This window comes from Algoriphagus iocasae, assembly GCF_014206875.1.
In the GTDB taxonomy this organism is placed as follows: Bacteria; Bacteroidota; Bacteroidia; order Cytophagales; family Cyclobacteriaceae; genus Algoriphagus; species Algoriphagus iocasae.
In genome coordinates this window covers 217,751-244,122 of the sequence record NZ_JACIJO010000003.1, presented here as the reverse complement: position 1 = coordinate 244,122, position 26,372 = coordinate 217,751, and the positions used below count along the sequence as shown (strand labels likewise).

At 38.7% G+C, this 26,372-nt stretch carries 25 protein-coding genes; 8 read left to right on the top strand and 17 right to left on the bottom strand.

All coding sequences use genetic code 11. The features are described 5' to 3' along the window. Positions 1-92: 92 nt before the first annotated feature. Positions 93-2,744: a PQQ-dependent sugar dehydrogenase gene (locus FHS59_RS15380; protein ID WP_184496309.1), complete on the bottom strand. Its 2,652-nt coding sequence runs from the start codon at positions 2,742-2,744 to the stop codon at positions 93-95. 290 nt (positions 2,745-3,034) lie between these two features. Here FHS59_RS15380 and msrA point away from each other — a divergent pair, with 290 nt between their 5' ends. The 3 genes from msrA (at position 3,035) to FHS59_RS15365 (ending at position 5,480) form a co-directional block, all read left to right on the top strand. Next, positions 3,035-4,141, top strand: a complete 1,107-nt coding sequence (gene msrA / locus FHS59_RS15375; RefSeq protein ID WP_246388484.1) for a peptide-methionine (S)-S-oxide reductase MsrA — start codon at positions 3,035-3,037, stop codon at positions 4,139-4,141. A 361-nt stretch (positions 4,142-4,502) separates the two neighbouring features. Continuing rightward, complete coding sequence (locus tag FHS59_RS15370) at positions 4,503-4,892, top strand: response regulator (protein WP_184496308.1); 390 nt, start codon at positions 4,503-4,505, stop codon at positions 4,890-4,892. 180 nt (positions 4,893-5,072) lie between these two features. Beyond that, complete coding sequence (locus tag FHS59_RS15365) at positions 5,073-5,480, top strand: hypothetical protein (RefSeq protein WP_184496307.1); 408 nt, start codon at positions 5,073-5,075, stop codon at positions 5,478-5,480. On the opposite strand, the gene FHS59_RS15360 is transcribed toward FHS59_RS15365, so the two are convergent. Beyond that, complete coding sequence (locus tag FHS59_RS15360) at positions 5,481-5,915, bottom strand: Dabb family protein (protein ID WP_184496306.1); 435 nt, start codon at positions 5,913-5,915, stop codon at positions 5,481-5,483. 151 nt (positions 5,916-6,066) lie between these two features. On the opposite strand from FHS59_RS15360, the gene FHS59_RS15355 reads away from it, so the two are divergent. Next, positions 6,067-7,230 (top strand): hypothetical protein, encoded by a 1,164-nt coding sequence (locus tag FHS59_RS15355; protein ID WP_184496305.1) that lies wholly within the window; start codon positions 6,067-6,069, stop codon positions 7,228-7,230. Positions 7,231-7,232: 2 nt separating this feature from the next. Continuing rightward, positions 7,233-8,231, top strand: coding sequence for a 2-hydroxyacid dehydrogenase (locus FHS59_RS15350; RefSeq protein WP_184496304.1), 999 nt, complete (start codon positions 7,233-7,235; stop codon positions 8,229-8,231). 101 nt (positions 8,232-8,332) lie between these two features. Here FHS59_RS15350 and FHS59_RS15345 read toward each other — a convergent pair whose 3' ends face one another. The 13 genes from FHS59_RS15345 to trxA form a co-directional block, all read right to left on the bottom strand. Beyond that, on the bottom strand, positions 8,333-8,527 hold the full coding sequence (locus tag FHS59_RS15345) for a cold-shock protein (protein ID WP_074224850.1): 195 nt from the start codon (positions 8,525-8,527) through the stop codon (positions 8,333-8,335). After that, on the bottom strand, positions 8,520-8,783 hold the full coding sequence (locus FHS59_RS15340; protein WP_184496303.1) for a cold-shock protein: 264 nt from the start codon (positions 8,781-8,783) through the stop codon (positions 8,520-8,522). Before FHS59_RS15340 ends, FHS59_RS15345 begins: the two co-directional genes overlap by 8 nt. A gap of 9 nt (positions 8,784-8,792) precedes the next feature. Then, entirely contained in the window at positions 8,793-9,986 is a 1,194-nt protein-coding gene (locus tag FHS59_RS15335) for a DEAD/DEAH box helicase (protein WP_184496302.1), read from the bottom strand. Between the two features lie 4 nt (positions 9,987-9,990). Then, complete coding sequence (locus FHS59_RS15330; protein ID WP_184496301.1) at positions 9,991-10,980, bottom strand: fatty acid desaturase family protein; 990 nt, start codon at positions 10,978-10,980, stop codon at positions 9,991-9,993. Positions 10,981-11,431: 451 nt separating this feature from the next. Further along, positions 11,432-12,781, bottom strand: coding sequence for a hypothetical protein (locus FHS59_RS15325; RefSeq protein WP_184496300.1), 1,350 nt, complete (start codon positions 12,779-12,781; stop codon positions 11,432-11,434). Next, the gene (locus tag FHS59_RS15320; protein ID WP_184496299.1) at positions 12,778-13,836 is read right to left on the bottom strand and encodes a c-type cytochrome; all 1,059 of its coding nucleotides are present in this window, start codon (positions 13,834-13,836) and stop codon (positions 12,778-12,780) included. Before FHS59_RS15320 ends, FHS59_RS15325 begins: the two co-directional genes overlap by 4 nt. Before the next feature lie 82 nt (positions 13,837-13,918). Next, positions 13,919-14,635, bottom strand: coding sequence for an acyl-[acyl-carrier-protein] thioesterase (locus tag FHS59_RS15315; RefSeq protein WP_184496298.1), 717 nt, complete (start codon positions 14,633-14,635; stop codon positions 13,919-13,921). After that, complete coding sequence (locus FHS59_RS15310; protein ID WP_184496297.1) at positions 14,632-15,804, bottom strand: MFS transporter; 1,173 nt, start codon at positions 15,802-15,804, stop codon at positions 14,632-14,634. Before FHS59_RS15310 ends, FHS59_RS15315 begins: the two co-directional genes overlap by 4 nt. Before the next feature lie 44 nt (positions 15,805-15,848). Further along, the gene (locus FHS59_RS15305) at positions 15,849-15,986 is read right to left on the bottom strand and encodes a hypothetical protein (RefSeq protein WP_184496296.1); all 138 of its coding nucleotides are present in this window, start codon (positions 15,984-15,986) and stop codon (positions 15,849-15,851) included. A gap of 73 nt (positions 15,987-16,059) precedes the next feature. Further along, on the bottom strand, positions 16,060-16,545 hold the full coding sequence (locus tag FHS59_RS15300; protein WP_184496295.1) for a DUF6691 family protein: 486 nt from the start codon (positions 16,543-16,545) through the stop codon (positions 16,060-16,062). Between the two features lie 12 nt (positions 16,546-16,557). After that, the gene (locus FHS59_RS15295) at positions 16,558-17,139 is read right to left on the bottom strand and encodes a YeeE/YedE family protein (RefSeq protein ID WP_184496294.1); all 582 of its coding nucleotides are present in this window, start codon (positions 17,137-17,139) and stop codon (positions 16,558-16,560) included. Positions 17,140-17,321: 182 nt separating this feature from the next. Further along, on the bottom strand, positions 17,322-18,743 hold the full coding sequence (locus tag FHS59_RS15290) for an MBL fold metallo-hydrolase (RefSeq protein ID WP_184496293.1): 1,422 nt from the start codon (positions 18,741-18,743) through the stop codon (positions 17,322-17,324). Positions 18,744-18,829: 86 nt separating this feature from the next. Further along, positions 18,830-19,150 carry a thioredoxin gene (trxA, locus tag FHS59_RS15285; protein WP_184496292.1) on the bottom strand — a complete coding sequence of 107 codons (321 nt, stop codon included), beginning with the start codon at positions 19,148-19,150 and terminating at the stop codon, positions 18,830-18,832. A gap of 169 nt (positions 19,151-19,319) precedes the next feature. On the opposite strand from trxA, the gene FHS59_RS15280 reads away from it, so the two are divergent. Next, positions 19,320-22,304, top strand: a complete 2,985-nt coding sequence (locus tag FHS59_RS15280; RefSeq protein WP_184496291.1) for a glycosyltransferase family 117 protein — start codon at positions 19,320-19,322, stop codon at positions 22,302-22,304. Between the two features lie 150 nt (positions 22,305-22,454). Here FHS59_RS15280 and FHS59_RS15275 read toward each other — a convergent pair whose 3' ends face one another. Next, complete coding sequence (locus tag FHS59_RS15275) at positions 22,455-23,231, bottom strand: class I SAM-dependent methyltransferase (RefSeq protein ID WP_184496290.1); 777 nt, start codon at positions 23,229-23,231, stop codon at positions 22,455-22,457. A gap of 61 nt (positions 23,232-23,292) precedes the next feature. Here FHS59_RS15275 and FHS59_RS15270 point away from each other — a divergent pair, with 61 nt between their 5' ends. Next, on the top strand, positions 23,293-24,528 hold the full coding sequence (locus FHS59_RS15270; protein ID WP_184496289.1) for a GWxTD domain-containing protein: 1,236 nt from the start codon (positions 23,293-23,295) through the stop codon (positions 24,526-24,528). Continuing rightward, positions 24,501-25,277: a 23S rRNA (guanosine(2251)-2'-O)-methyltransferase RlmB gene (gene rlmB / locus FHS59_RS15265; RefSeq protein WP_184496288.1), complete on the top strand. Its 777-nt coding sequence runs from the start codon at positions 24,501-24,503 to the stop codon at positions 25,275-25,277. Before FHS59_RS15270 ends, rlmB begins: the two co-directional genes overlap by 28 nt. Positions 25,278-25,293: 16 nt before the next feature. Here rlmB and FHS59_RS15260 read toward each other — a convergent pair whose 3' ends face one another. After that, positions 25,294-26,367, bottom strand: coding sequence for a mannose-1-phosphate guanylyltransferase (locus FHS59_RS15260; protein ID WP_184496287.1), 1,074 nt, complete (start codon positions 26,365-26,367; stop codon positions 25,294-25,296). Between the last annotated feature and the right edge of the window lie 5 nt (positions 26,368-26,372).

The window sequence follows — 26,372 nt, the reverse complement described above, 5'->3', positions numbered from 1 at the left end:
TCTTGTCAGTTTTGATTGAGATTTATTGAAATAAAAATGCCAGCCTTGAAATAATAGGCTGGCATTTTTTCTTTAGTCAGATTATTCAAAACTCACCTTTTAAAATGAAGTGAATTTACATTGAATGTATTCCAGATAGAAATTCCCTGGTCTGTCTGAATTACAAAATAAATATCTGATGGTTCGGTAGTTTTCTGGATCGGAATGTTCACTTCAAACCAGTTTTCCTTCCCTTTTCTATCATTTTTATCCAGAAGCTTTGTTTCACCAATCAATTCTCCAGTTGGCCCACTTTTTCTAATTTCTATTTTGGCAGCCAGATTTCCCGGGTCCAATTCCATGTCAATTGACTTTATCGAACTTAGATCCAGATCTTTAAAGACGAAATAGGCATTTTTCTCGGTGTATTTAACAAAATGAGAATTGTTCTCATTCGATTTAGCAACATCCTGAAACAGGTCTGCAATTGTTGGAGAAATCTCTGTATTTCTCAAAATAATCTGTTCGACAGTCTTTTTCGGTTGAATGCCATTAGCTCCTTGATCTTCATAGGATGCTTGAACCAGATAATAACCTCCATTCATTGCAGGTTGATCCAAGGTATAGGAACCGGATAATGGTAAAACCCTTTTATTCAATGAAGGATTGGAAATCGACAAGATGAAATCTACCATTTCTTCAATCTCCTGTTTCGGAAGGTGTACATGCCCTGGCATTTGGGTATCTCCCCAAACTCCAGATCCACCATTTGTCACCTTGTTGATTAGATAATTCTTGGCTTCTGGGTCGTTTAGATATTTTTTTGACACCTCTGTATAACTGGGCCCCACTGATTTATTGGATATACCGTGACATCCTTTACATCCTGCCTGATTGATGAGCGTTTCTCCCATACTCAGCATTTCCTCCTCAGGACCCGTTTGGATAACATCGTACCCACCTTCCATAAAATCAATACTGAAGTCAATATTTGAATCCAGAATTTCAGAATCTTCTTCATCCTGAATCACTACTTCATAGGCAACAGTTTCCTCAGGAAAATAAAAACTGCGATTCCCTTTCCAGTTAATTTCAACTTTTGGAGATTCATTACCAACTTGAATTTCCATTTTACTTTCGGAAAGAGCACCAGCTTGGTCTTTAACTGTCAAGGTAACTGGATAAACTCCTGGATTGTCAAAAGTAAAATTTGGATTTTTTTCTTTTGAGCTAGCCAAACCACCAAAATCCCAAAGATATTCCAGCTGATCTCCTTGGTCCAAGTCCTTTGTTCCTTCGGAAGAAAACTCCACAGTCAGAGGGCTTGCACCATTTCTTTTATTTGCAGCCATCTTCACGTTTGGCTTCCTGTTTCCTGCTGCAAACTCAATTCTGTATAAACCAGAATTATCATTTTGGGAACGCCAGAAGGTTCCGTATTCCAAAATATATAAGGCTCCATCCGGCCCATATTGCATATCTACAGGCTTATCGAAAACAGTGTTTGGCATAAACTGCTCCAAGGTATCCAGCTCATTATTTTCTGTCAAAGAAACCATGAAAATCCAATTTCTCATCCAGTCGTAAAAGATAGACTTCCCATTGTAATATCCCGGAAATCTCACTTCACTATCCTCATAATCCTCTCTATAATAAACAGGGCCTGCCATCGCATTTCTTCCGCCAGTACCGAGCATCGGAAACTCAATGGATTCATCATAGGGATACCAGATCAATGGCTTTTGAGCTGGAGGAAGATTTTGAATTCCTGTATTTCTTGGGGAGGTATTCAAAGGTGCATTTGGGTCAAATTGGAAGAGCGATTCTTCCTTTTCGAAATCAAACTTCCAATAAGCCTTGTTGTCGCCCACAAAATATGGCCAGCCAAAAAAGCCTGGTTTAGTAGCCAAATTATATTCATCGTGACCTTTTGGTCCTCTAAGTGAATCATTCTCCGCAGCATCAGGACCAACTTCTCCCCAAAAAAGATTGTCATTATGTGGGTCAATGGCGATTCTGAACGGATTTCTGTTTCCCATCACATAAATCTCAGGCCTTGTCCCTTCAGTTCCTGCGGGAAATAAATTCCCTTCTGGTATGGTATAAGTACCATCTGCTTCTGGGTGAATACGGATAATAGAACCTCTTAAATCATTGGCATTGCCAGAAGATCGCTGCGCATCTACGTTTTCCGCACGAAATGTACGCTCATCAATTGGATTAAAATTACTGGATTCAAAAGGTGTAGAATCATCTCCTAAAGACAAGAAAAGATTGCCATGACGATCAAATTCCAGAGAGCCACCTGAGTGACAGCAATCCCTGTAAACAGGTACGTCCAAAAGAATTTTTTCTGAAGAAAGATCGACTACATCATTTCTAAATTCGAATCGCGAAAGTCGATTGACAGAGGTATTTGCAGGAGCATAGTAGAGATAAATCCAATGGTTATTTTTGAAATCTGGATCTTTTGCCAATCCCATCAAGCCATCTTCACGCTCGGGATAAACATCCAAAAATCCAGCCTCGACCAATTCCCCAGTTTCATTTTTATATAATCGGATTTTTCCGGCCCTTTCGATAAAAAGCACATCCTTATTTTCCAAAACCTCCAGCTCCATCGGTTCATTTAAACCTTCTACCAGTGTTACTTTTGTAAATCTACTCTCATCCGGTTTAGTAGTTGCAAAAGGGTCTGATTCCTCCTTGGTACAACTTCCAAAAAAGAAAGTCAGTACTGGAATCAACCAAATCAATTTTCTCATAAATCCGCTACTCAAAATTTTAATAGCCGTGAATATATAGCAAAATGATTTTTCGCTGTAACCGATGGTGGATTAAATCAGATTATCTCTACTTCTGCTCTAATAAATGCAATTTCTCCCCGAAATGTCTTATTCACGACACATCCATCGGCTAAACTATTCCGTATTTGAAGCTAGAGCCTTAAATTTTGAGATAATTGCGATTTAGCAAAACAGTATCTAAAAAATATTGGTTTTAAATTCAGAGATCAGAAGATTTCAAATTCAAAGTAAAAATCATCCAAGTAAACATGAAATTCATAACAAATATGTCATCAAAATTTCTAGCTGCAGGGTTTGCTCTCATGCTGGCTGCCTGTGGCAATTCTCCGGCAGAAAGTAAAGAAAGCACCAACAACGACATGGAAAAGGTGGCGCAATACAAAGGCAAAACCGAACTGGCAACATTTGCAGGAGGTTGTTTTTGGTGCGTGGAAGCTCCATTTGAAGGAATTGATGGAGTTATCGCAGTTACATCCGGATATGCTGGAGGTAAAGAAAAAGACCCAACTTATGGGGAAGTTAGTAGCGGAAAAACATCTCATCGTGAATCCGTACAGATCGCATTTGATCCAGAAGTAATCAGTTACTCTGAATTGGTCGATATATTCTGGCAAACCTTTGACCCAACAGATGTAGGCGGATCATTCTACGACAGGGGTTCTCAATACGAATCCGCAATTTTCTACCACGATGCTGAGCAGAAAAAAGTAGCTGAGGAGTCTAAGAAACTCCTTGATTCATCCGGGAAATTTGAAAAGCCGGTTGCCACACCTATTATCAAATACACTACTTTCTATCCTGCAGAGGATTACCATCAGGATTATTATAAGAAGAATCCAAAGGAATATTATGCTTACAGAAATGGAAGTGGTAGAGATGCATTCATCAAGGCACATTGGCCTGAATTATCGGAGAAAAAATACCCTGCTCCTTCCAAAGCCGAATTAAAAAGCAAATTGACGGATCTTCAGTATGAAGTGACTATGGAGGAGGCGACAGAATATGCTTTCCAAAATGAATACAATGGAAATAAAGAACCTGGGATTTATGTAGACATCGTGACAGGTGCTCCTCTTTTCAGTTCAAAAGATAAATATGAATCAGGATCAGGATGGCCAAGTTTTACTAAGCCAATTGATGCCAGAGCATTGGAAAAGCCAGTAGACAAATCTGCTGGAATGACCAGAGTAGAAGTAAGAAGTAAATTGGGGGACAGCCATGTAGGACATGTTTTCTACGATGGTCCAAACCCTACAAACCTTAGATATTGTATGAATTCCGCTGCGATGAAATTCATCCCAAAAAGTGAAATGGAAGCAGCTGGTTACGGAGACTATTTGTGGTTGGTAGATTAGTAAATTGTGATCAGTGAAAGTGAAAGCCCGGGTTGACCGGGCTTTTTTTTAAACCTAGTTCTAGTCTCATATTTTTTTAAACTATTGGGTCATCTGGTTTTTATAAATTCGTTAAACCACCAATAAATTAAAGGTATAAAAATCAGACTTGATTTTTTTTCAAGATCTTTTTATTCTTTTCAATGAAGTCATATAATTATATTAATGGGAATTTTACCTATTTTGGGGCACTTTGAAGAGACAAAGTTTGTAGTTTCGAATAAGTTATATTTAAACTTAGCCAACCATTGACCTAGAAATAATTGTTTATTCTATTTCCTCAACACATTAATTATCACCACTTTAATAGGAGAATTGATCTATGAATTTTGACCTTTTAATAGTAGATGATGATCAGTACTTTCAGTTTTTGCATAAGAAAATAGCTGAAAAATCTAAATTTCATTTTGGGCCAATTTGTGTTTCCAGCGGAGAGGAGGCCATCGACTATATCAAGCAAAAACACCTGGATTCTAATAATAACCTTTTGATTTTTTTAGATATCTATATGGAAGGCATGGATGGATGGGGAGTATTGGACTATTTGGAATCATTAAATCTCCCAAAAAGATTTAAGGTGATCTTAATATCGTCTTCTGTAAATACTGAGGACAAGAAAAAAGCGATTAAGTATCATTCAGTGATCGAGTATATAGAAAAACCCTTACTGGTAGAATATTTGGCCATGCTGAAAGACTGCTATATATTCTAAATTGATTGGATCGCCAAAAGAGCAAATTGTTTCCAAAAAAACTATTTCTACTAGTTTGAAGTATGGAATTCAAACCGTAATAAAAGAAAAAATGGAAAAGTGGAATGATCAAATATTCCATTTTCGAGTCAAAATTCCTTTTCCACTTTCTATATTTATAAAATCTTTGAAAAGTCTATCATGAAGAAATTCGCATGGATCCTTGGCATCAGTGCCTTAGTAATTTTCCTAATCTTTTTTTGGTGGAAGTTTTACTTCGTTTTTGGTGAAGGCGTAAAAGCCGGAAGTTTAAATTACTTCGTCAAAAAAGGTGTGATATTCAAAACCTATGAAGGCAGAGTGGTTCAGGAGGGTTTCCAAAGTCCAACAGCAGGAGGCTTACAAAGCAATGAATTTAGATTCAGTGTAGAAAATGAAGAAGTCGCTGAAAAATTAGAAAGAGCCTCAGGTAAGTTTGTGGAGCTTAGATACAAAGAATTTAACGGTATGCTGCCTTGGCGTGGCACGAGCAATTTTGTCGTTACTGAGGTTCTTACAATTGATGATTCAGGCAAAACGGAAGGATCCGCTTTGCCCTATGATCAATAATTAATGAGTCCAATAATCCACTACAACCACTTTTGAAAGGCTGTTTCCTAACACTTCTCCAAAAGCTTTGTGATCAGGATGTGGTAAATAGATCGCACGATCTTCTTCCGAATGGAAAGTAAGTGTAAATGCATGTGTCAGTCCGTCATTTAAGTTTTCAGGACTGTTATTTGTTCCCCATTCAAAGCCTTTGATCTGTTCAATCTTACTTGGCAATGCTGCGAAAGCATCAATAACTTCCTGAATTTTCTCAGGACTGGTTTCTTCTTTAAAACCAAACATAACAACATGTCTGAGTACTGAATCTGGTTGCATAGGTGTTTGTTCTATTTCTTGAATTTCCTCCACAATTTTCTCCTCTTCTTTTTCTTGGTTACAAGAGGCAAAGATGGACATTGCCCCAACAAATAAAATTCCGATATAAAATTTTTTCATGGTTGTTGATTTTTCATCCAATCTAGGGAGAATCAATAAATTATTCCAACTCTTGCCTATTTGTAAATAAAAAAAGTAGAAAAGTAGGGATTCGTAAAGAGTAGCCTTATATTAAACGAAATTTTCGTAGACCTATGAATTTTAAATAAACATGACTCAAAGAATCAACCCCGCTATTTTTGCAATCCCAATTTTTGTAGGAATCAGTTGCTCAGAAAAATCAACAGAACGTGTTGAAGAATCTTACGAATTGGTAAAAACAGATTCCTTCCGGGTAGATAATTTTACCCGCGTAGTGATCCGAGACTATAGTGAACAAGAAGATATTTATCTGGGATATGCAGTCTCTGAAGATGACATTTTAGAAATATCTTCAGAAGGGGAAATTATTAAGCGTATTCACAAAAAAGGTGATGGCCCAGGTAATTATGGAAACTGGAATCCTATTGGTTTAGCATTCGGACCAAATAAAGAGAGGATCCTGGAGCTACCATTTCAGGTCATGACCTTAAATTCAGATTATGAAACCATTCATTCATACCGAATTATGTCTCCTCTTCCAATTAGAGCAAATATGCCTTTAGGAAAGACTCCTTATTTTCAGAGAAATGACACCACCATGTTACTTGTGGGGCCAAGCAATTACCTCTCTGCATCCTACCTTATTCATAATCAAGAAGGGAAAGACACCCTTCAAAATTTTTATGAGCTGAACCTAGTTTCTGGATCTGTGAGATCTGTCGTTCCATTTGAGCCAAATTCTGTTTATAAACAATCTGAATCCATATACAAAGGTGTGATGGGTAAATCCTTTTTTGTGGATCAAAAAAACCAAGAACTGGCAGTAGTACAGGAATTGGATCCAGAAATCTTGATTTATAATCTCCCAGATTATTCTTTGAAAAGAACTATTCCTATTAGCTATTCTGAATTTATCACCTATAATCCCGTGCCTATGGAATCTGCTCCAGATGATCCTCAAGCACAAAACCTTGGAAGGTTATCAGCAAGAAATCAAAAATTATTTAATTTGGGCAATGGGGAGTATATCTTACAGTATTTCACGGGTATTACCGAGTCGGAATTTGAATCCAGAAATTCAGAAGATTCACCATATTTCCCTTCACAGGATGCAACTGAACAAAGAATTCTTATTTTTAAAGATGGAAAACAGGTAGGATCAGAAATACCAGGAATTCCCGGTACGATTATCACCATTCTACCAGACCGCAAACTGTTAGTTCAAGAACCTGAAAACACCGAGATAGAGGAAGAATTTACTAGATTTACAATCTATCAAGTCAAACTTAATTAGCTATGAAAGTTGCATGTTTTAGCACTAAATCTTACGACCGCGAGAGCTTTGATTTAATTCTTCCAAAACATGCACATGACTTCACATATTTCGAAGCTAAGTTAGACAAGCATACCGTCTCTCTGGCAAAAGGGTTTGATGCCATTTGCACCTTTGTAAACGATCATTTGGATGCTTCTGTCCTTAAGAAACTGAATACGCTTGGGGTAAAAAATATCGTTTTACGATGCGCTGGTTACAACCAAGTAGATCTGGAAAAGGCGGATGAACTTGGTTTTAAAATCTGCCGTGTTCCTGCTTACAGCCCAGAAGCTGTGGCCGAACATGCTTTTGCGATGATCCTGACTTTAAGCCGCAAAACTCACAAAGCATACAACCGAATCCGAGACAATAACTATTCTTTGGAAGGCTTAGCAGGTTTTAACCTGAATGGCAAAACTGTGGGAATTATAGGAACAGGCGCAATAGGGCATGCATTTATCAAGATCGCTCTTGGTTTTGGATGCAAAGTTCTCGCCTATGACCTGATAGAAGATAAGTCTCTCAAAACCTTGGGAGTGGAATATTTAACTCTAGATGAGTTATTATCCCAAAGCCAAATCATTTCGCTCCATTGCCCACTTACACCTGGCACCAAGCATCTGGTTAATGCCAGTACGATAGAGCAAATGCCCGATGGAGTGATGTTGATCAATACCAGTAGAGGTGCTTTGATAGAAACCAAATCTGTGATCAAAGCTTTGGAAAGCAGAAAAATCGGATATCTCGGGATCGATGTTTATGAACAGGAAGAGGATTTATTCTTCAAGAACCTATCTGAAGAAATCCTCATGGACGAGCAAATCGCCCGCTTGATGACTTTCCCAAATGTATTGATCACTGGACATCAGGCATTTTTAACCAAAGAAGCCTTGGCAGAAATAGCGAAAACTACCCTCCAAAACCTTGATGCCATTGCCTCAGGTGCCAATTTGGTAAACGCCATCAAATACTCCTATTAATCTAAAAAGCATTAAAAAAAGAAACACCTGCCTTCAAAAGAAAGCAGGTGTTTTTGTATCAAAAAGTAAACGGGTTCGGGAAAAACCCATCCCTATTTTCTTTATTTGATCACTTTTACGTTCACAGCGTTAACGCCTTTTTTACCTTGTACTAATTCATACGATACTTTATCGTTTTCACGGATATCGTGAACCAAACCAGACTGGTGTACGAAAACGTCCTCGTCAGAGTCAGATGGTGTGATGAATCCAAAGCCTTTTGTTGTGTTAAAGAATTTTACTGTTCCTTCATTCATGATTTCTTGATTTAAAATTTGTTGTTCTTGTGTTTTTATTACTTTGATTTTGATTTTTTGTATTCTTTACTGGTTCCTCTTCTGGAGGAGTATCGGTGAAATTACCGAAGCGATCTATGTAGACGATCATGTCATCCAAATCACCGCTTTTTGGCTGTGCTTTTCTTTCTAACTTTTTCTCAAATTTTTCTTTTTGTTTTCTTTTCTTTAATTCTGCTTTTTGCTTCTTAATGAAGCTATTTTGATTTTTTGACATACAGTTATTTTAGTTGACAAATGTGATGGCGTGACCTGTTTTCCCAGCTCTGCCTGTTCTTCCGATTCTGTGTATATAGCTATCCATTGTCATGGGCAGCTGATAGTTTATCACATGGGAAACATCAGCCACATCTATACCTCTGGCAGCCACATCAGTTGCTACCAACACTCTGGTTTCACCAGATTTGAATTGCTCAATGGTTTTATTTCTAAAATTTTGAGATTTATTTCCATGAATCAATCCCGATTTTACTCCTGACTGATTCAATTTTTTGCTGATTTTATCTGCCAGTCTCTTTGTTTCAGTGAAAATTATCACCTTCTCCAAAGCACGATCTTTAAATAGATCCTCTAGCATTACAAACTTATCTTTGCCCTCAGGCACTCGAATGATCCCTTGCTCAATATTCTCATTGGTAGTCACACCGGAATTGATTTTCACCTCCACCGGATTATTCAACAAGCTATTGATTAAGTTCTTTTGACTTGGTTCCAGAGTCGCTGAAAACAACATCGTCTGCTGTCTTTGACTCATCGCTCCTACCAACTTCTTCACATCATTGACAAAGCCCATATCAAGCATTCTGTCAAACTCATCCAAGACCAAGGTCTTGACCTGATTCAGCTTCAAAAGCCTTCTGTCATATAGATCCAGCAATCTTCCTGGAGTACCTACAATGACATGTAGCTTTCTTCCTAGCATCTTCATATCAGTATTGATATTGGTACCTCCGATGAATGTGGCAGAATGAAGATTCATTCCTTTGCTCAGGCTTTTGAATTCCTCCTCGATCTGAAGCGCCAATTCTCTGGTAGGCGTCACGATCAAAGCAGTAAACTGCCTAGGATCCTGCAAAGCATGCTCAATGATCGGAATCAAAAAGGCACTGGTTTTACCGGAACCGGTATTGGATATACCCAAAAGATCTCTACCATCCAGCAAAGCCTCTAAAGACTGCTCCTGAATATTGGTCATATTGACATAACCTTTGGCTTCCAGATTCTTAAGAACTCCATTTGCCAAATTCAGACTTGCAAAAGAAGTTTTAGACTGAAATCCTTTTTGACCAGTAGGCTTAGCTTTTTTGATCAGCAAGTTAGGATCTAAAGTAGATTCCTTCTTCTTCTGAACTTGTCTTGGGCCTCGATTTGGTCTAGGTCCAGCACTAGGTTTAGTATTTCTATTTCTTGTATTATTCATTATTTCAAGCTTTTTGTGACTCCAACTTCGGAGTATTTCCGAGTATGTAGAGCATTTTAAAATGATCTAAAACAGCCATTAAAAAATTGGGCTTGGAATAATAAGGCACGTTAAATTCCTCCGCTGTGGCTTTTACGATCGGAGCAATGGTCTTATAATGTACGTGACAAATGTCTGGGAATAAATGATGCTCTACTTGGTAATTCAATCCACCTGCAAACCAGGTAATGATTCGCGAGTTTGGTGAAAAATTACATGTGGTAGCTAATTGGTGTAGGATTCGTTCACCTTCTACATTTCCGTTTTCATCAGCAACCGGGAAATTAACGTCTTCCACAATGTGCGCAATTTGAAATACCATTGTAATGATAAATCCAGTCACAAAGTGCATGGTTACATATCCCAATAAAATCATCCAAAATGGAAATGGAGCAAATAACAAAGGCAATCCTAAAATGAATGCGAAATAGACAAGCTTCCAAGCGATAATTGTCCATAGCGTATTTCTGTAACCATTCTCCCCTTTAACCAAACCTTTATTGTGATACCTTTTCAGACGGATAAAGTCTTTGGCAGTCACCCAGGAAAGAGTAGAAAGAGAATAGAAAAACCAAGCATATAAGTGTTGGTATTTATGCAGTCTATTTTGCTCAGCTTCCGGAGAAAATCTCAAAAAGAATGGAGCATTGATATCGTCGTCATGCTCATGGATATTGGTATAACTATGATGCAAGACATTGTGCTGTATTCTCCATACCTCAGAACTGGCTCCAACCATGTTTAAGGTATAGCTTACCATTTTATTGACAAATGGATTTTTGGAATAAGATCCATGACATGCATCATGCATAACACCCATCCCGATGCCCGACATTCCAAATGCGGACAAGATGTAACAACCAAATAATTGCCATGTTTCTGTTACGAAACCGGAAATAATCAGGATTTGAGGGATGAAGAATAGAGAAGTAAGGATGACAGTCTTGAAGACCATTTCCTTGTTGGCATACTTTGATTTATTAGTGGACTTAAAATGTCCATAAACCCGAGATTTGAGAGCGACAGAGAAATCTGAGAGATTTGATTCTGAGAATCTTATAGTTTTAATAGAGTCTTATTTTGGTTTACTTATTGGGTGTTTCTGGTACTGTTTGGGAGGATTTTTACTGCAGGTTTTAATTCTAAAAATAGCCTTGGGCCATGTTTGAATTAAAAAAGTAGAAAAGGGAGAGAATTAAAACCTAGGTAATCGTAAGGGAAAACTCTTGAATTTGCTACTTAAGCAGGTTGATAATCAACGCTAACTTTACTTCAAGGATCAGGTTCGAATTATTTAAGTGATGTCCTGACTGGGACAAAGGTCTGTCTATTAATTGGTAATTCCTAATTGCAATACAATAAGAACTTCATAATCAGAATTTATTATTCCGAATTGGGCTGAAAAATCATTGAAATGGCCTCCAGTTTACCATCACATTTACATGGATCATTTCCAGTTTATTGTAGCGTTGTCTTGGTGTCAGATTTACTTCTCCCAATGCTTCTTTGTTCATCACAATTAGATGCAGATCCCACGATTTAAGCTCCTTTGGCTGATATTTCAGTCCTAGATTGATTTGTCTATAAGAAGTAAATGCATATTTGTTTGCCTGTGAATCTGAGACATCTGGTAGCCAATGAAGACCAAAATAAACATAGGGCTTAAGACCGCTTTCCTCTAATTTATATTCTGCATAAAAAACCAAGGCATCCATGCTTTCAAACCCTTCATTTCTTTCTCTTGGAATGAAAGTATACCAAGCATCTTTGCCCCATTCCCTTGGACTAAGCCATCTTCCATTACCTCCAAGATGGGAATAACTAATGCTGGTATTCCATTTCTTTACAGAATATCCCAACTTCCCAGAAACCACCCAGTTTCTATCTGAAGGGTTTTTGTATTGAAAAACCGGATCAGGATTCCCTCCTTCACCTATTCCATGTTGAAATCCAAACTGAATCCCAGATAGGATTTTACCTTTATTATTCGTCAACCAAGTCCTCTCTAGTTTCCCCCAAAGGGTGTTTGAAATATTATCCACCAGCGTTTCAGAAAAACTGACTTCACCAAAATTCTCTATCTCATGAGATACCTCAAGAATTCCTATCCAATCGCTTGACGTATTTCCCGAATAACTTGAAGGATTTCCATTCACATCTCTTCCCACAGGAAAAACACCTATGGACTCTCCTATTCCCAGCCATTTGGAAGTACCTCTCACACCAATTCTGTTAATTCCCCAAAGACCGATTTCCCAATTGGAATTTGGAGAGAACCAAGTATGAATACCTTCTATGGCTGTTGGCGCCAGCCTACCGTCCTGTGCATTGATCCAATCAGAATTTATCCCCATTCGACCAATTTTTGCTCCCCAATTGGCCTTTGAGTAACTTAAAGAAAGTGTTTCCAACTTTCCAAAAAACTTATCCTCTGGGTTCAAAAGGTCAAACAATCCTACTTCGTATCTATTACCGAGTCCAGAAAGAGGATCAGGTTGAGTCAGCTCAGAACTCCACAGGTTGCCATACACTCTATACCCTACATGTAGCTGTAAATTTTCTGCAAACGTGAGTTTTGTGCCAAGGTTCAAACTCGAGCCAAGCGCAAAATCATTTTTAAAATCAGTTGGATAGCTGGTGCTCATCCAAAACATTCGGAAATGGATATCCGGTACTACTTCTAGCTTTTTCTCAGGAACTTGAGCTTTGGCAAAGAATGAGAGCACCAGGAGAAATCCCAGTATTAAGTTTCTCATTTCTTTTTGGCTAAGGCTTCTTGGATAGGATTAAATGGACCGAATTTATGCTGCTGTTCGGGAAACTCATCTGCATAGGGTCCAAAGGGATGATCTATTGGCTTTTTGGAAATATCTGGCCAGTCTTTTGGAAAGTCCCTATCAGGGCGGTCAAGGCTATTCACATAGGCTGCCACGTCCCAAGCCTCCTCATCAGTTAAAATCGGATTTTCATAAGTAGCACCAAATGGCATATTTGCTTTTACATAACCTGCAAAGCGTGACACTCTGAATAAACCAGCTTTTTGGTTGTAACTGTGCTCGCCCCACAAAGGAGGATAGGTGTATCCGGTTCCATCTGGTTTTGGCAAGCCTTGCCCATCACTCATATGACAGGCTACACATTCTTTTTCATAAACCGTCTTTCCTTTGATAGGATCAGCAGCTCTGTCCAAATATGGCAATTGATAAATTCCTGCTCCTATTGGTTTTTCGCCTTTTGGCACACCTTGACCCAGCCAATCCATATAGGCTACCATAGCTTTCATCTCCTTGCTGTCATTAGCTAGCGCATCTCCATTCAAGCTTCGCTGAAAGCATCCGTTGATTCTCATTTGGACATCTTCTGACATCCCTGAGCGACCACGAACTTTTGGATAGGTACTAGTCACGGCAGAATAGTTATTTCCCAAAGGAACTGTTCCTGCCTGAAGATGGCAATTCTGACAATTCAACCCGTTGGAGATCTTTTTGACCTTCCCATTTGGTCCGAGGTATTCTGACGTATTGGCAATTAAATCTCTTCCGTATTTGATGAGTTCTGCATTTTCTTCTTGATCCACTTGAGTCCAATCGGGAGCCTGCCACATTCCTACCGGATCCATTAATGCTTTACTCACTGGCTTGACCATTTCTACTTGGGCAAGAACAGGTTCATCTTCCCAGGAAGGAAGATTCACTCCAGAGTAAGAAAAAAAGAGAACAAGGGCTATAACTCCCACTAATACACTTGCCAAAGCCAGAAGACTCATGGAAAGTGTAATCAATTGAAGGAAAGGTTTACCAATCTTTTTCATAGTGCAATATCAAGCTACAAAAATGCTGAAGTATGGACTCCAAAGCTGTGACAAGAATCACATCCCGCTTGATTTCATCAATTTAATAGGCTTCTGCCAGAAAAACGAGTTTATCACCGATCAAGCCTTGAAAAATATAGCGATCATCTTTGCTATAAGTTTTGATTTCTATCATATCCCCCAACATGCATTCCGCCTGAAAGTTGATCAATAAATTAGGCTTCACAATTTTATGCTCTTTTAGGATGTTTTCAACCCAAAGAATATAACTGGTATTGTTCACATGATTATTCAAATCAAGATCCGAATACCTTACTTTCAACTTTTCCGAATCAATCAATTCACCCCCCAGAACAATTTTGGCAGCTTGCCATTCTGGCTTTTCTAGCGGATCAAAAAGATGATTTGGTAAAACACCTTCGGGACGAACAGGTCTTTTGGATTCCATATTCAACAAAAGGTAGGATGTCATGCACTGGGCAAGGATCTCATTCTTTTCATTACACATGATAAACTCCCTAAAAGCAAAGAGCTTTTCAACTCCTCTCCCAGCTGTATATACCCTGACATGATCATCCCAAGAAGGTAAATTAAAGCAATGAAAGTCCATTCGGGACAAAACCCACATTCTATTTTCCTCAATCAGATTTCTTCCAAAATCTGCCGAATCAGCATGTCCCCAAGATGTCTCCTGAAACAAATCAGCCACGCAGCTCAACCTGATTTTGCCATCTGGGTGAACTTGAAAAGAAACTATTTCAAAATCTTTTGAAAACTGAAATGTATCGACATGACTCATGGCTTGGGCATGGGCTTAACTTTCTGAGGAATTAAGAAAACAGCTTTGCGGAAACTGGAAAGCACGGTGATCCCTAGTGCACTCACAGCTACCATCGCAAAAGATGTTTTTAAATTAAATAAATCTGCCACAAACCCAATCAATGGAGGGCCAAGTAAAAACCCAAAAAAGGAAATGGTGGACACCAATGCCAAGGCAACACTTGGTGCATATAATTTTGAGCGCCCTGCAATGCTGTATGAAAGAGGAATTATGGAAGCTACTCCCAATCCTACCAAAAGAAATCCAAAGGTTGCAACTCCTACAGTCGGGAAAACAACAGCCAATGTCAAGCCGGCAAAAATCAATAAGCCACTCACCTGAATCACGGCAACTTTGGTATATCTGGCAGCGATTTTATCTGTTAAAAACCTCCCTGAGGCCATGGTTCCCATAAATGCCACATACCCTAAAGCAATCAAAGAAGGGTCCGCCATTACCACTTTTTTGAAATAAACTCCCGACCAGTCAAACATACAGCCCTCGCACATCATCCCTAGAAAAGCAATCAAACTGATTCGAAGAAGCAAAGCGTCAGGTTTTTTAAGCACCAAACCTCCATCTGCAGAAGCAGCTTTTTCTTTGATAATATAACTCTGAGCAGAGAAGATGATAACAAATGAAATTCCGGCAACTACAGCATAATGTGCCGCAGGAGAAAATCCCAGATAAATCATCAAAGCACCAATCCCAGCTCCGGTAAATCCTGCCATACTCCAAAGCCCGTGGAATGATGCGAGGATACTCTTGCCCATTTGGTCTTCCAGATTTAAAGCTTGAGTGTTTAGGGAAATGTTCATAGTATTTCCCAGCATTCCATAGAGAATCAAAACCGGAACGAGCAGCCAAGTGCTTGGAGCAAGTCCAATTAAAGGCAATGTGAGCGCATAAGAAACAGCACCTACCATTATGACAATCCTGCTACCAAACTGGTGCACTGCCCATCCTGCTATGGGTAAACCGATAACCGAACCTAATGGAAGAAAAAGCAACAAAGTACCCAACTGACCTTCCGATAAATCAAACTTTGCCTGAATGTCCGGAATCCTTGCAGCCCAAGAAGCAAAACAAAGCCCCACAAAAAAGAAAAAGGCCCCTAAGGCCACTCTGCGTTTGGAAAGAGAATTCATAAAGTCGAATAGGTCGATAGGTTCCGAAATTTAGAAAGATTACTTCAATAAGCTGTACTTTTACCCCAATTGCCGATGAAACTATTTCCCTCCTCGTCAGTTAATGTAAAAAATCTACCCATGGAATTTGTCATCGTAGGAACCATCATCCTCACCATCATATTTTTGATAAGATTTATCATCAAAAAAGTATTTGATTAAAAAAAAAAGCCAACTCCGAATAAGAAGTTGGCTCTCACTGATTTCAATTTATTCTTAGTTCGGCATTTTATGCGAAAATCTTCCATAAACCCATGTACCGGCAATTGCGGATAACAAGGTCACAAATACCACGGTAAATCCACTACCTATCTGTGCAAACAAAGGTCCAGGACAAGCCCCAGTAATTGCCCAGCCTAATCCAAAAATAAATCCTCCGATAATCTGACCTTTTCTGAATTCCTTATTTGGAATATTTACTTTTTCACCTGAAATCGTCTTGATCCCAAATCGTTTGATGATTTGGATAGAAATTATTCCTGTGATGATTGCTGATCCTATCACCCCATACATATGAAATGACTGAAGTCTGAACATTTCCTGAATTCTAAACCATGAAATGATCTCAGCTTTTACAAATACAATTCCGAAAAGCACACCAATAATCATGTACTTCAAAAGAGATAATCCTTTTTCTAAATTTTCTTGGGAGTTTGGCGCATCACAAACCTCCACTGGTCTTTCTTTTTCTACTGTTATCATCTTCTGTTTTATTTAAAATCCAACCCAACTCATCAACGGTCCCATCAAAAGATGAGTCATCACAAATCCTCCAATCATAAAGAATATGGTAGCTAGCAAAGAAGGCCATTGTAAAGAACTGATCCCCATAATTGCATGTCCAGAAGTACAGCCTCCGGCATAACGGGTTCCGAATCCAACTAAAAAACCTCCAAATACAAAGAACAACAGTCCTTTTGCTGTAAATAGATTGTTCCAGTCAAAGATCTCGGTAGGCATTAAACCGGAGAAGCTCGTAATGCCAATAGCACTAAGATCAGCTTTGGTCTGCTCTGCAATCACGATGTCATTTGGATTGGAAATAAAATTCGTAGCTATAAATCCTCCTACAAGCACTCCAAGCACAAATAATAAGTTCCACATTTCTTTTCTCCAGTTATACTTGAAGAAGGGAATCCCGGCAGGCACACAGATGGCACATACATGTCTCAATGAGGAAGAAATACCAAAGGTTTTGTTCCCGATCAGCAACAATGTCGGCACGGTTAACCCGATCAAAGGTCCAGCCACATACCATGGCCAAGGCTGGGAAATCCAGTCGATAAATTGATTCATTTATAAATTATTAATTGATAACTATTTAACTAACTGTCAATATTTTACCTAAAAGGACTTCAAACAAGGATAGGTAAAATCCAGTTCGTTTATGTGACTTTTATCACATAGGGTAATCATAAACTAAAAACGGCAAGTCCGAAGACCTGCCATTTTGGGATTAAGCAAATCTCTCTTAATTTTTATAATAAGGTAGTCGGACAAACGTAATCTGATACTTTGAATTTTTCAGATTCTTTGATGGCTTTAAATCCACCATCGATATCGATCAAATTATCATATCCACGAGCTCTAAGAATAGAGTTAAATACCATCGATCTATATCCACCTGCACAATGAACATAATAGGTCTTATCCTTATCTACCTTGAGCATGCTTTCATTGATGTAATCCAAAGGTGCATTTTCTGCATCCAATACATGTTCTGAAAGGTATTCGCTGTTTTTTCTGACATCAAGGATATTTAAATCAGGGTTCTCTGCATGTCTTTTAGCAAGCTCTTCAGCTGAGATAGATTGTATCTGATCGATTTCATGACCAGAATTTTTCCAAGCTTCGATTCCGCCTTTCAAATAACCCAATGCATAATCATAACCTACTCTGGCAAGTCTGGTGATCACTTCTTCTTCTCTTCCTTCATCCGCTACTACTAAAATCTCTTGCTTTAGATCCGGGATCATTGCTCCAACCCAAACAGCGAAACTTCCATCAATACCGATGTTTACTGAATTAGGCACAAATCCTTTAGCAAATGTCTGAGGTGCTCTAGTGTCAAGAATCAACGCTCCTGTTTCATTTGCTGCAGCTTCAAATTCTGTTGGATTCAAAGGTCTCACACCTCTTTCCAAAACCTCATCGATGCTGTCATATCCCTGAATGTTCATCATTACATTTTGAGGGAAATATGCCGGTGGAGGTGTCAAACCTGTAATAACTTCTTTAATAAACTCCTCTTTGGTCATTTCCTGAAGAGCATAATTGGTCTTCTTTTGATTGCCCAAAGTATCAGAAGTCTCTTTGCTCATGTTTTTGCCACAGGCAGATCCTGCTCCGTGAGCTGGATATACGATCAAATCATCTGGCAAAGGCATGATTTTGTTTCTCAAAGAATCATAAAGGTGTCCTGCCAATTTATCTTGAGTTAGATCTTTTACCACTTTCTGTGCTAGATCAGGTCTTCCCACATCTCCGATAAATAAAGTGTCTCCGGTGAAAATTGCTTCTGGATTTCCTTCTTCATTGTAAAGCAAGTAGCAAGAACTCTCCATGGTATGTCCAGGAGTATGCAAAACTTTGATTTTAGCTTTTCCGATCTGGAATTCCTGTCCATCTTCTGCAACGATGGCATCAAATCCCATTTTCATGGTTGTTGGTCCGTAAACAATCGGCGCGCCTGTCTTTTTGGATAAGTCCTGATGTCCAGAGACAAAGTCAGCATGGAAATGCGTTTCAAAAACATACTTGATTTTCGCATTTCTTCTTTCTGCCTTTTCGATATAAGGCTGAACTTCTCTTAATGGATCTATAACTGCTGCTTCACCATCTGATTCGATGTAATATGCTCCCTGAGCTAAACATCCAGTATAAATTTGTTCGATTTTCATATGTGTAATTTTTCAGATTTCTATTTAAACTTTCTCAAAGGTACTTTAGAATGACTTTTTGTTAAATGACAATTGTCACATTAGCTTCAAGCCTTGCTCATGATTGAGGACTCAATGGTTTTCACCAATTGATGCGCCGGAACCACTCCAGATTGTCTCCAAAGAATTTTTCCTTTTTGAAACAAAATCAAGGTAGGCACTCCTCTTACTTGGAATTTACTCGCTGCCAGAGGATTTTTATCCACATCTACTTTCACAATCTTTACTTTATCACCCATTTGTTTGGAAGTATCTTCCAAAATAGGATGCATCATTTTGCAAGGTCCACACCAAGTGGCAGTAAAATCCACTAACACCGGCTGGTCTCCATCAATCAACTGCTGAAAGGTTTTTGGTTGTGCATTCATGACTATTAGCTTTAAAATTCATAACAAAAGTAAAGACCCAATCAGTTCGACACAGTAATTTTTATCACAAAGAGAAAATTTTAGACTTTGATGTAACTTTTAAAAAGTGCTAAAAAATCCTCAGTTGGCGATTATTTTTTTATTTTCGCCAGTCTAATATCCAGAATTAATGCTCAAGTATAAGCAAATCAATAATTTAACTGGCTGGGTAGTTTTTGCCGTAGCCGCGATCGTATATATTTTGACTGCAGAACAAACTGCAAGCTTCTGGGATCCAGGAGAATTTATTGCGGTTTCGTACAAACTTCAGGTTCCCCACCCTCCGGGAGCGCCATTCTTCCTATTGGTTTACAGGATGTTTGGATTCTTGGCTTTAGGAGATGGTTTGGAAGTAGCGCATTGGATGAACATTGGAAGTGCCTTATTTTCTGCCTTTACAATTTTATTTCTGTTTTGGTCCATTACACTTTTTGGAAGAAGACTTTATAAGATCGAAGAAGGCAAAGAAAGCAAAGGCCAAGTGATCTCATTGATGGGTGCCGGCATTGTAGGTGCTTTATTATATACTTTCAGTGACAGTTTCTGGTTTTCGGCTGTAGAAGCGGAAGTTTATGCCATGTCATCCTTTTTCACAGCCATCGTTATTTGGGCATTTTTGAAATGGGATGTGATCAAAGATCCTAGGGAAGAGAATAAATTCATGATTTTCATCGCCTATTTGGTGGGTCTTTCGATTGGAGTTCACTTGCTGAATTTGGTGACACTACCTGCTTTGGCATTGATTTATTATTTCAAAAAATACGAAAAGCCAAATCTTAAAGGTGCAATCGCAGCTATGTTTGCAGGTGGTTTGGCCTTGATTATTATCAATAACTTTATCATCCCTGGGCTTCCAAGCCTTGCAGGTTCCATGGAGATTTTCTTTGTGAATTCTCTTGGATTACCTTTTGGGTCAGGGATCATTTTCTTTGCAATTGCCTTTTTTACGGCTTTATATTTTGCTTACAAGTATTCCAGAAGCAAGGAAAATGCAACGTTAAATACCGCATTACTTTCATTGGTTTTCATTCTGATCGGATACTCCAGTTATGCATTGATCGTGATCAGAGCTAATCAGGACCCAATTATCAATGAAAATGCTCCAAAGGATATCATCAGCTATGTATCCTATCTAAAGAGAGAACAATACGGGTATAGACCTTTATTACATGGTCAATACTTCACTGCCAAACTGGTAGATCAAGTAGAAGGTGATCCAGTTTATATGAAAGGCAAGGATAAATATGAGATTGTGGATTATGGATTGGAAAACATCTATGACCCGACAAAAACTACTATCCTTCCAAGAATTTATTCAACTCAGGAAAATCACAAACAAATTTACCGAAGGGTACTTGGCTTACGCGAAGGACAAGACCCAACCTTTGGTGATAACCTTTACTTTATGTTTAAGCATCAGCTTGGCAAGATGTATTGGCGTTACTTTATGTGGAATTTCTCCGGTAGGGAAAGTGATTTCTCAGATGCTCCTTGGATCGGAATCACAGATGCTTTTTCTGACAAATTCCCAGACTACATCAAAGAAAATAAAGGACATAATAACTTCCTGATGCTTCCATTATTGCTTGGAGTTATCGGTATGTTCTTCCAGGCGAAGTATGATCCAAAATCCTTTTATGTCAATTTGATGCTCTTCCTGATGATGGGCGTAGTATTGGTACTTTACCTGAATTCCCCTCCGGTGGAGCCGAGAGAGCGTGATTATATTTATGTAGGTAGTTTTTATGCCTTTGCAATCTGGATTGGAATGGGTGTCATGGGAATTGCTCATGGTATTGGAAAAATGAATAAGAACCTAGCAACTGCTGGGGTGATAGCCACTTTATTGACATTGCCTGTGGTTGGCTTAGTAGCCAGCCAGACTTGGGATGATCACAATAGAAAAGGCAGATATTTCTCAGTGGATTCTGCTAGAAACTTCTTGGCTTCCTGTGCCCCAAATGCGATACTTTTCACCGGTGGAGATAATGACACTTTCCCTCTATGGTATGTACAGGAGGTAGAAGGTTTCCGAACTGACGTGCGAGTGATTGTATTGAGTTACTTTGATACCGACTGGTATGTGGAGCAAATGGCGAAGTCTGCAAATGAATCAGAGGCATTACCATTTAGCTTGGATGAATCCAGATATCAAAAGGGCACAAATGACGTCCTTTATGTAACTGGGGATGACAAACCAAATTCTGCTATTTCGGTGAGAGCTTATCTGAACTTACTCAATGATGCAGATCCAAGATTGAATGTCAACACAGGAGGCAAAAGTGTGGTAAACATGGTTCCTTCCAGAAATTTGATTCTGGATATAGATAGTGCATCTGTTGCAAATAAAGACATCATTCCTGAAGAGTTTGCTCCATTATTCACTCCACAGATCAACTTGAGAGTGAAGGGTCAATACCTGACAAAAGGAACATTGATGTTGATCGATTTGATCACGACTAATAATTGGGATAGACCGATTTACTTCAACAACACTTCCCTTTCGACCATCGGAATTGATCTGGAAGATCATGTGGTGAATGAAGGTTTGACTTATCGATTGCTACCTGTTCAGAAGCCTGATTTCATCAGAGAAGAATTGGTCAATGCAGATTTGGCCTATAAAAACTACATGGAAAAATTCGCCTTTAGAGGAATGGATGATCCAAATGCTTATCTGGATGAAGAATATAGAAGGTTTGCTTCTAACCACAGAAGTGCTTTGAACTCAATCGCCATTGCTCTACTGGATCAGAATGAAATGGACAAAGCTGCTGAACTACTAAATTACGGTTTGGAAGTAATGCCTAATGAAGCTATTCCTTATGATCTTTCCAGCGGACAATCAGTTCCTTTATTCTTCGAAGTAGGTGAGGAAGAAAAAGCTTTGGATATCATCGATAAAGTATCCAAAAAGTCATTGGATATGATCGAATTCTACACTCGAGAAAATAGAGATTATGATCGTGAGATGATGATTTCTATAGAAATGGTGAGATATTTTATTCCTCTGTTAGAAGAAAGAGGCTATCAGGAAAAAGCTGATGAGCTCAGAGCAAGACTCACGGATTACATGGGACCTGAGGACATGCCAAACCAAATAGATAGAAGATAAAAAAAGAGGCCAAGGCCTCTTTTTTATTTTTGTTTCATTGAATACTGGAACCGCGAAAATAGCGTATTTCGAAATTTTAGGATTTCGTTTCTTTAAGCTTTCGACTCCGCTCAGGCTGACAAGTTATAGACTTTTGAAACAGCCTCTTTTTTATTTTTTATGCAAAATGTAGAATAAATCCAACCCTTCTTTTGGATCCTCTACAATCGGATAATCTTCGTGGGTAATTTCCACCGAATTCGTTGACTTCTGTTTATGAAGTTTATTTCTATTCATCCTATTTAGAATCTCATAAGGCATTCTTAGAATTGAAGCAGGTAATTTATGCTGCAAGTCAAAAATATCGAATCGCATGATTTTTTGAACAGACTCACGATTTGCCTGATGGTATTTCCAAACCTTCTCAGTTCCTCCGACACCCTTTGCCTCCACTTTATCAAAAATAGATTTCGATAAATCTATCAATTGCTGAGGGGTATACTCCCGGACATGCCAGGGGTTTCGAGATAGCGTATGATTGATATTGGGTGTAGAAATAATCGCTTTCCCTCCAAGTTTCAGCACTCTGTAAATCTCTTCGAGAAAGAGTTTATCGTTCTCTATGTGTTCAATCACCTGAAAACTCACCACAGTATCAAAGGAATTATCTTCAATTCCATGAAATGGAGGAATAACAGCCTGTTGAAATTCGACTTTAGGGAATTTCGCTCTTAGCATATCGATTACTTCCTGAATCTTATCGATCCCTAAATAACCTTCTGCATGAGGCAATAATATTTCCACTCCTCTTCCTTCACCACAACCTACTTCCAGCAATTTGCCAGAAATCCAGGGCTGCGCGGCAATGTATGCCTTCAGCAAACGTTGATGAATAGGATTGTCACTGATTAACTTGTCGGATGCAATTTCCGTTGTATAGGTAGCCATACAAAATTTTACTATTTTGGCAAAAGTAAGGTTAATTTTTAAAACCCGATATGATCACCCAATGAAGCTTAAAACAAACATCATTTTAACTTTTTTATTCCTGGTATTTGGAGCAATCAATCCAGGATTTTCACAGAAGAAGCTGAATAATTTAAATCAAGCGCTTCGATACTCTAGATATTCAAGAATAGGTCTGAAAATCATCCCTATTAAGGAAAGTGATACGGAGTATAAATTGCAGATGGCGGTGGAGAAAATCGAAGAAAACCCGAGTTTCAATACCTTCAGCTTTTCATATATGGTCTTGAACAGCTATGAAGAGGATATTTCTGATGATCAAGTGAATCTTCTTACGCAAAACGATCTCAAATACGATACGGACCGACATTGGTATTTTGAAAAAACTGTCACAGTTCCTTCAGATCAAGAAATAGCTGTAGCCTTATTAACAGTATTAGATACAAGACAAGGTGATGAATATTATTATCACATTGATTTGAAAAGTCCATTTGTATCTGAGCAACCTAATTTTGGTGCTTATTATGCCAATGATATTCCTTTCGATCAAAACTTCATTACCAAAGGCCAGTCACTGCTTTTTAAATCAGTATCTGGACCAAGCATTCATGAGTTTTATTATCCGGTTACATTTGATGTGCCATTTCCTCCTATGGAAACCAAACCGGCTTCTGTGCCTAAGGAATTGGAAGTTGTAGATAACGGTGATTTTCTTACTAATGTACCGGAAAGTCTAGAGAATGAAGGCTATTATTTTTATCAAAGTGATACTTCTTCAGGTGCTGGTCTTCTTTTGAAAACCACAAATGAAGCCTTTCCAAAAGTGAAAGACTGGGAAGAAATGATTCAGATGGTTACTTACATTTCCACCAGAAAAGAGCATGAAGCGCTCTTACTGGCGGAGGATAAAAAGAAAGCGTTGGATGAATATTGGTATAACCTCACTAGAAATCCTGACCTAGCAAAGGATCTGATCCGAGAATATTTCCGACAGATAGAATTCGCAAACATCTTATTTACAGACTTTAAAGAAGGTTGGAAGACAGACCGTGGAATGGTCTATACTGTTATGGGTCCACCTACTGAAGTGAACTTTTATCTTGACCGGGAAGTATGGTCTTACGGAGGATTGAATGAGAGTTCGAAAATTCGCTTTACTTTTGTCCGCGTAAAGAATATTCTAACCCCACACTATTACTCGCTGAACCGCTCTAGGGCTTATCAGCCAGTTTGGTTCAAAAACATTTCCATATGGAGAAGCGGAAAGATGGCTTTTTGATAGACAAAGGAGCATCCGAAAAAGATTTTATTTTTGGTACAAGAGCGGTCATGGAGGCAATCCATGCGGGCAAAGAGATTGATAAAGTATTGGTTCAGAAAGAATTGAACAATGACTTAATCAAAGAATTGTTGAAGCTTTGCAAAGCGGATGGCGTGCCTGTCGTAAGAGTTCCAGATGCGAAACTTAACCGGGTAACGCGTAAAAATCACCAAGGAGTGGTTGCTTATATTTCTTCCATTGAATATGCTTCCCTGGACAATGTCATCGAAACATGCTTCAATGCTGGAAAAGCACCATTGATTTTGGTTTTGGACCGAATCACGGATGTAAGAAACTTTGGGGCTATCGCAAGAACTGCAGAATGTGCCGGAGTGGATGCCATCGTAATTCCTTCCAAAGGAAGTGCGCAGATCAATTCTGACGCTGTGAAAACTTCTGCGGGGGCATTGAATTTTCTTCCTGTTGCGAGAGTGAAAAACCTATTTTATACCTGTAGAGATCTTCAGAAAAGCGGTTTGACTTTGGTAGCGATTACAGAAAAAACTACCAAAAACATGTACGAAGCCGATTTCTCCTCCCCTGTTGCTTTGGTTATGGGTTCGGAAGAAGATGGAATTTCCAATGAATTGATGGGGATTGTAGATGAAAAAGTATCGATTCCGATGCTTGGCAAAATTGAAAGTTTAAACGTTTCAGTCTCTGCTGGAGTGGCCATTTACGAAGCCATGAGGCAGCGAAAAAAATAAATTCTCAAAGGGAAGGTCAAACAAAATCCTTCCCTTTCTTTTTAGCATTTGCCACAAACTCCCTGAATTTTTTCTCAGCATCGAGTTTACAGATCAAAATCACATTATCAGATTCATTGATCAGGTAATTATCCAAACCTTGAACAACCACCAGCTTATCGCTATTGACTTTGACAAAGGAGTTTTCCGTGTCATAAAGGATGGCATTTCCTTCCACCACATTATTTTTCTTGTCTTTTTTCTTCAGTTCATACAAGCTATGCCATGAACCTAAATCAGACCATCCAAATTCTGTAGGGATCACAAAAACCTGATCTGATTGCTCCATAATTCCATTATCAATGGAAATGTTTTTCAATAGAGAATAAGCCCGATCTATAAAATCTCTTTCGTCATCCTTACCGAAATACTCGTTTCCTTCAATGAAAACTTCAGCCACATCAGGCATATATTTTTCAAAAGCAGCAATCAGGCTTTTCAATTTCCAGACAAACATCCCTGAGTTCCACACAAAATCACCACTCTCCAAAAAGGTTTTGGCAAGTTTTAGATTTGGCTTTTCTGTAAAGGTTTTGACTTTATAAATCTCTTGATCATCTTCCTCCAAATACTGAATATATCCATATCCTGTTTCTGGACGATTTGGTTTAATGCCCAACGTGATTAATCGTTGATCGATTTGTGCACCTGCAATTGCCTTTTCGATCGCAATCTGAAACTTCTTTTCCTGGGTAATCAAATGATCCGCCGGTGCCACTACCATAGTGGCATCAGGATCTATTTTATTGATTTTGTAAGTAGCATAAGCAATGCAAGTTGCAGTATTTCTACGCAATGGTTCCGTCAAAATCTGCTTGTCATCCAGTTCTGGTAATTGCTCTTTCACCAAATCCAAATAATCCTGATTGGTGACCACAAAAACTCTGTCGGTACTTGCAATCTCCTGAAATCTATCAAAAGTCATTTGCAGCAAAGTCCTTCCTGTGCCTAGAATGTCTAAAAATTGCTTCGGTCGGTTATTCCGACTATATGGCCAAAATCTGGAGCCTATGCCCCCTGCCATAATTACTATATATGGTTTTATCTGCATTTCGG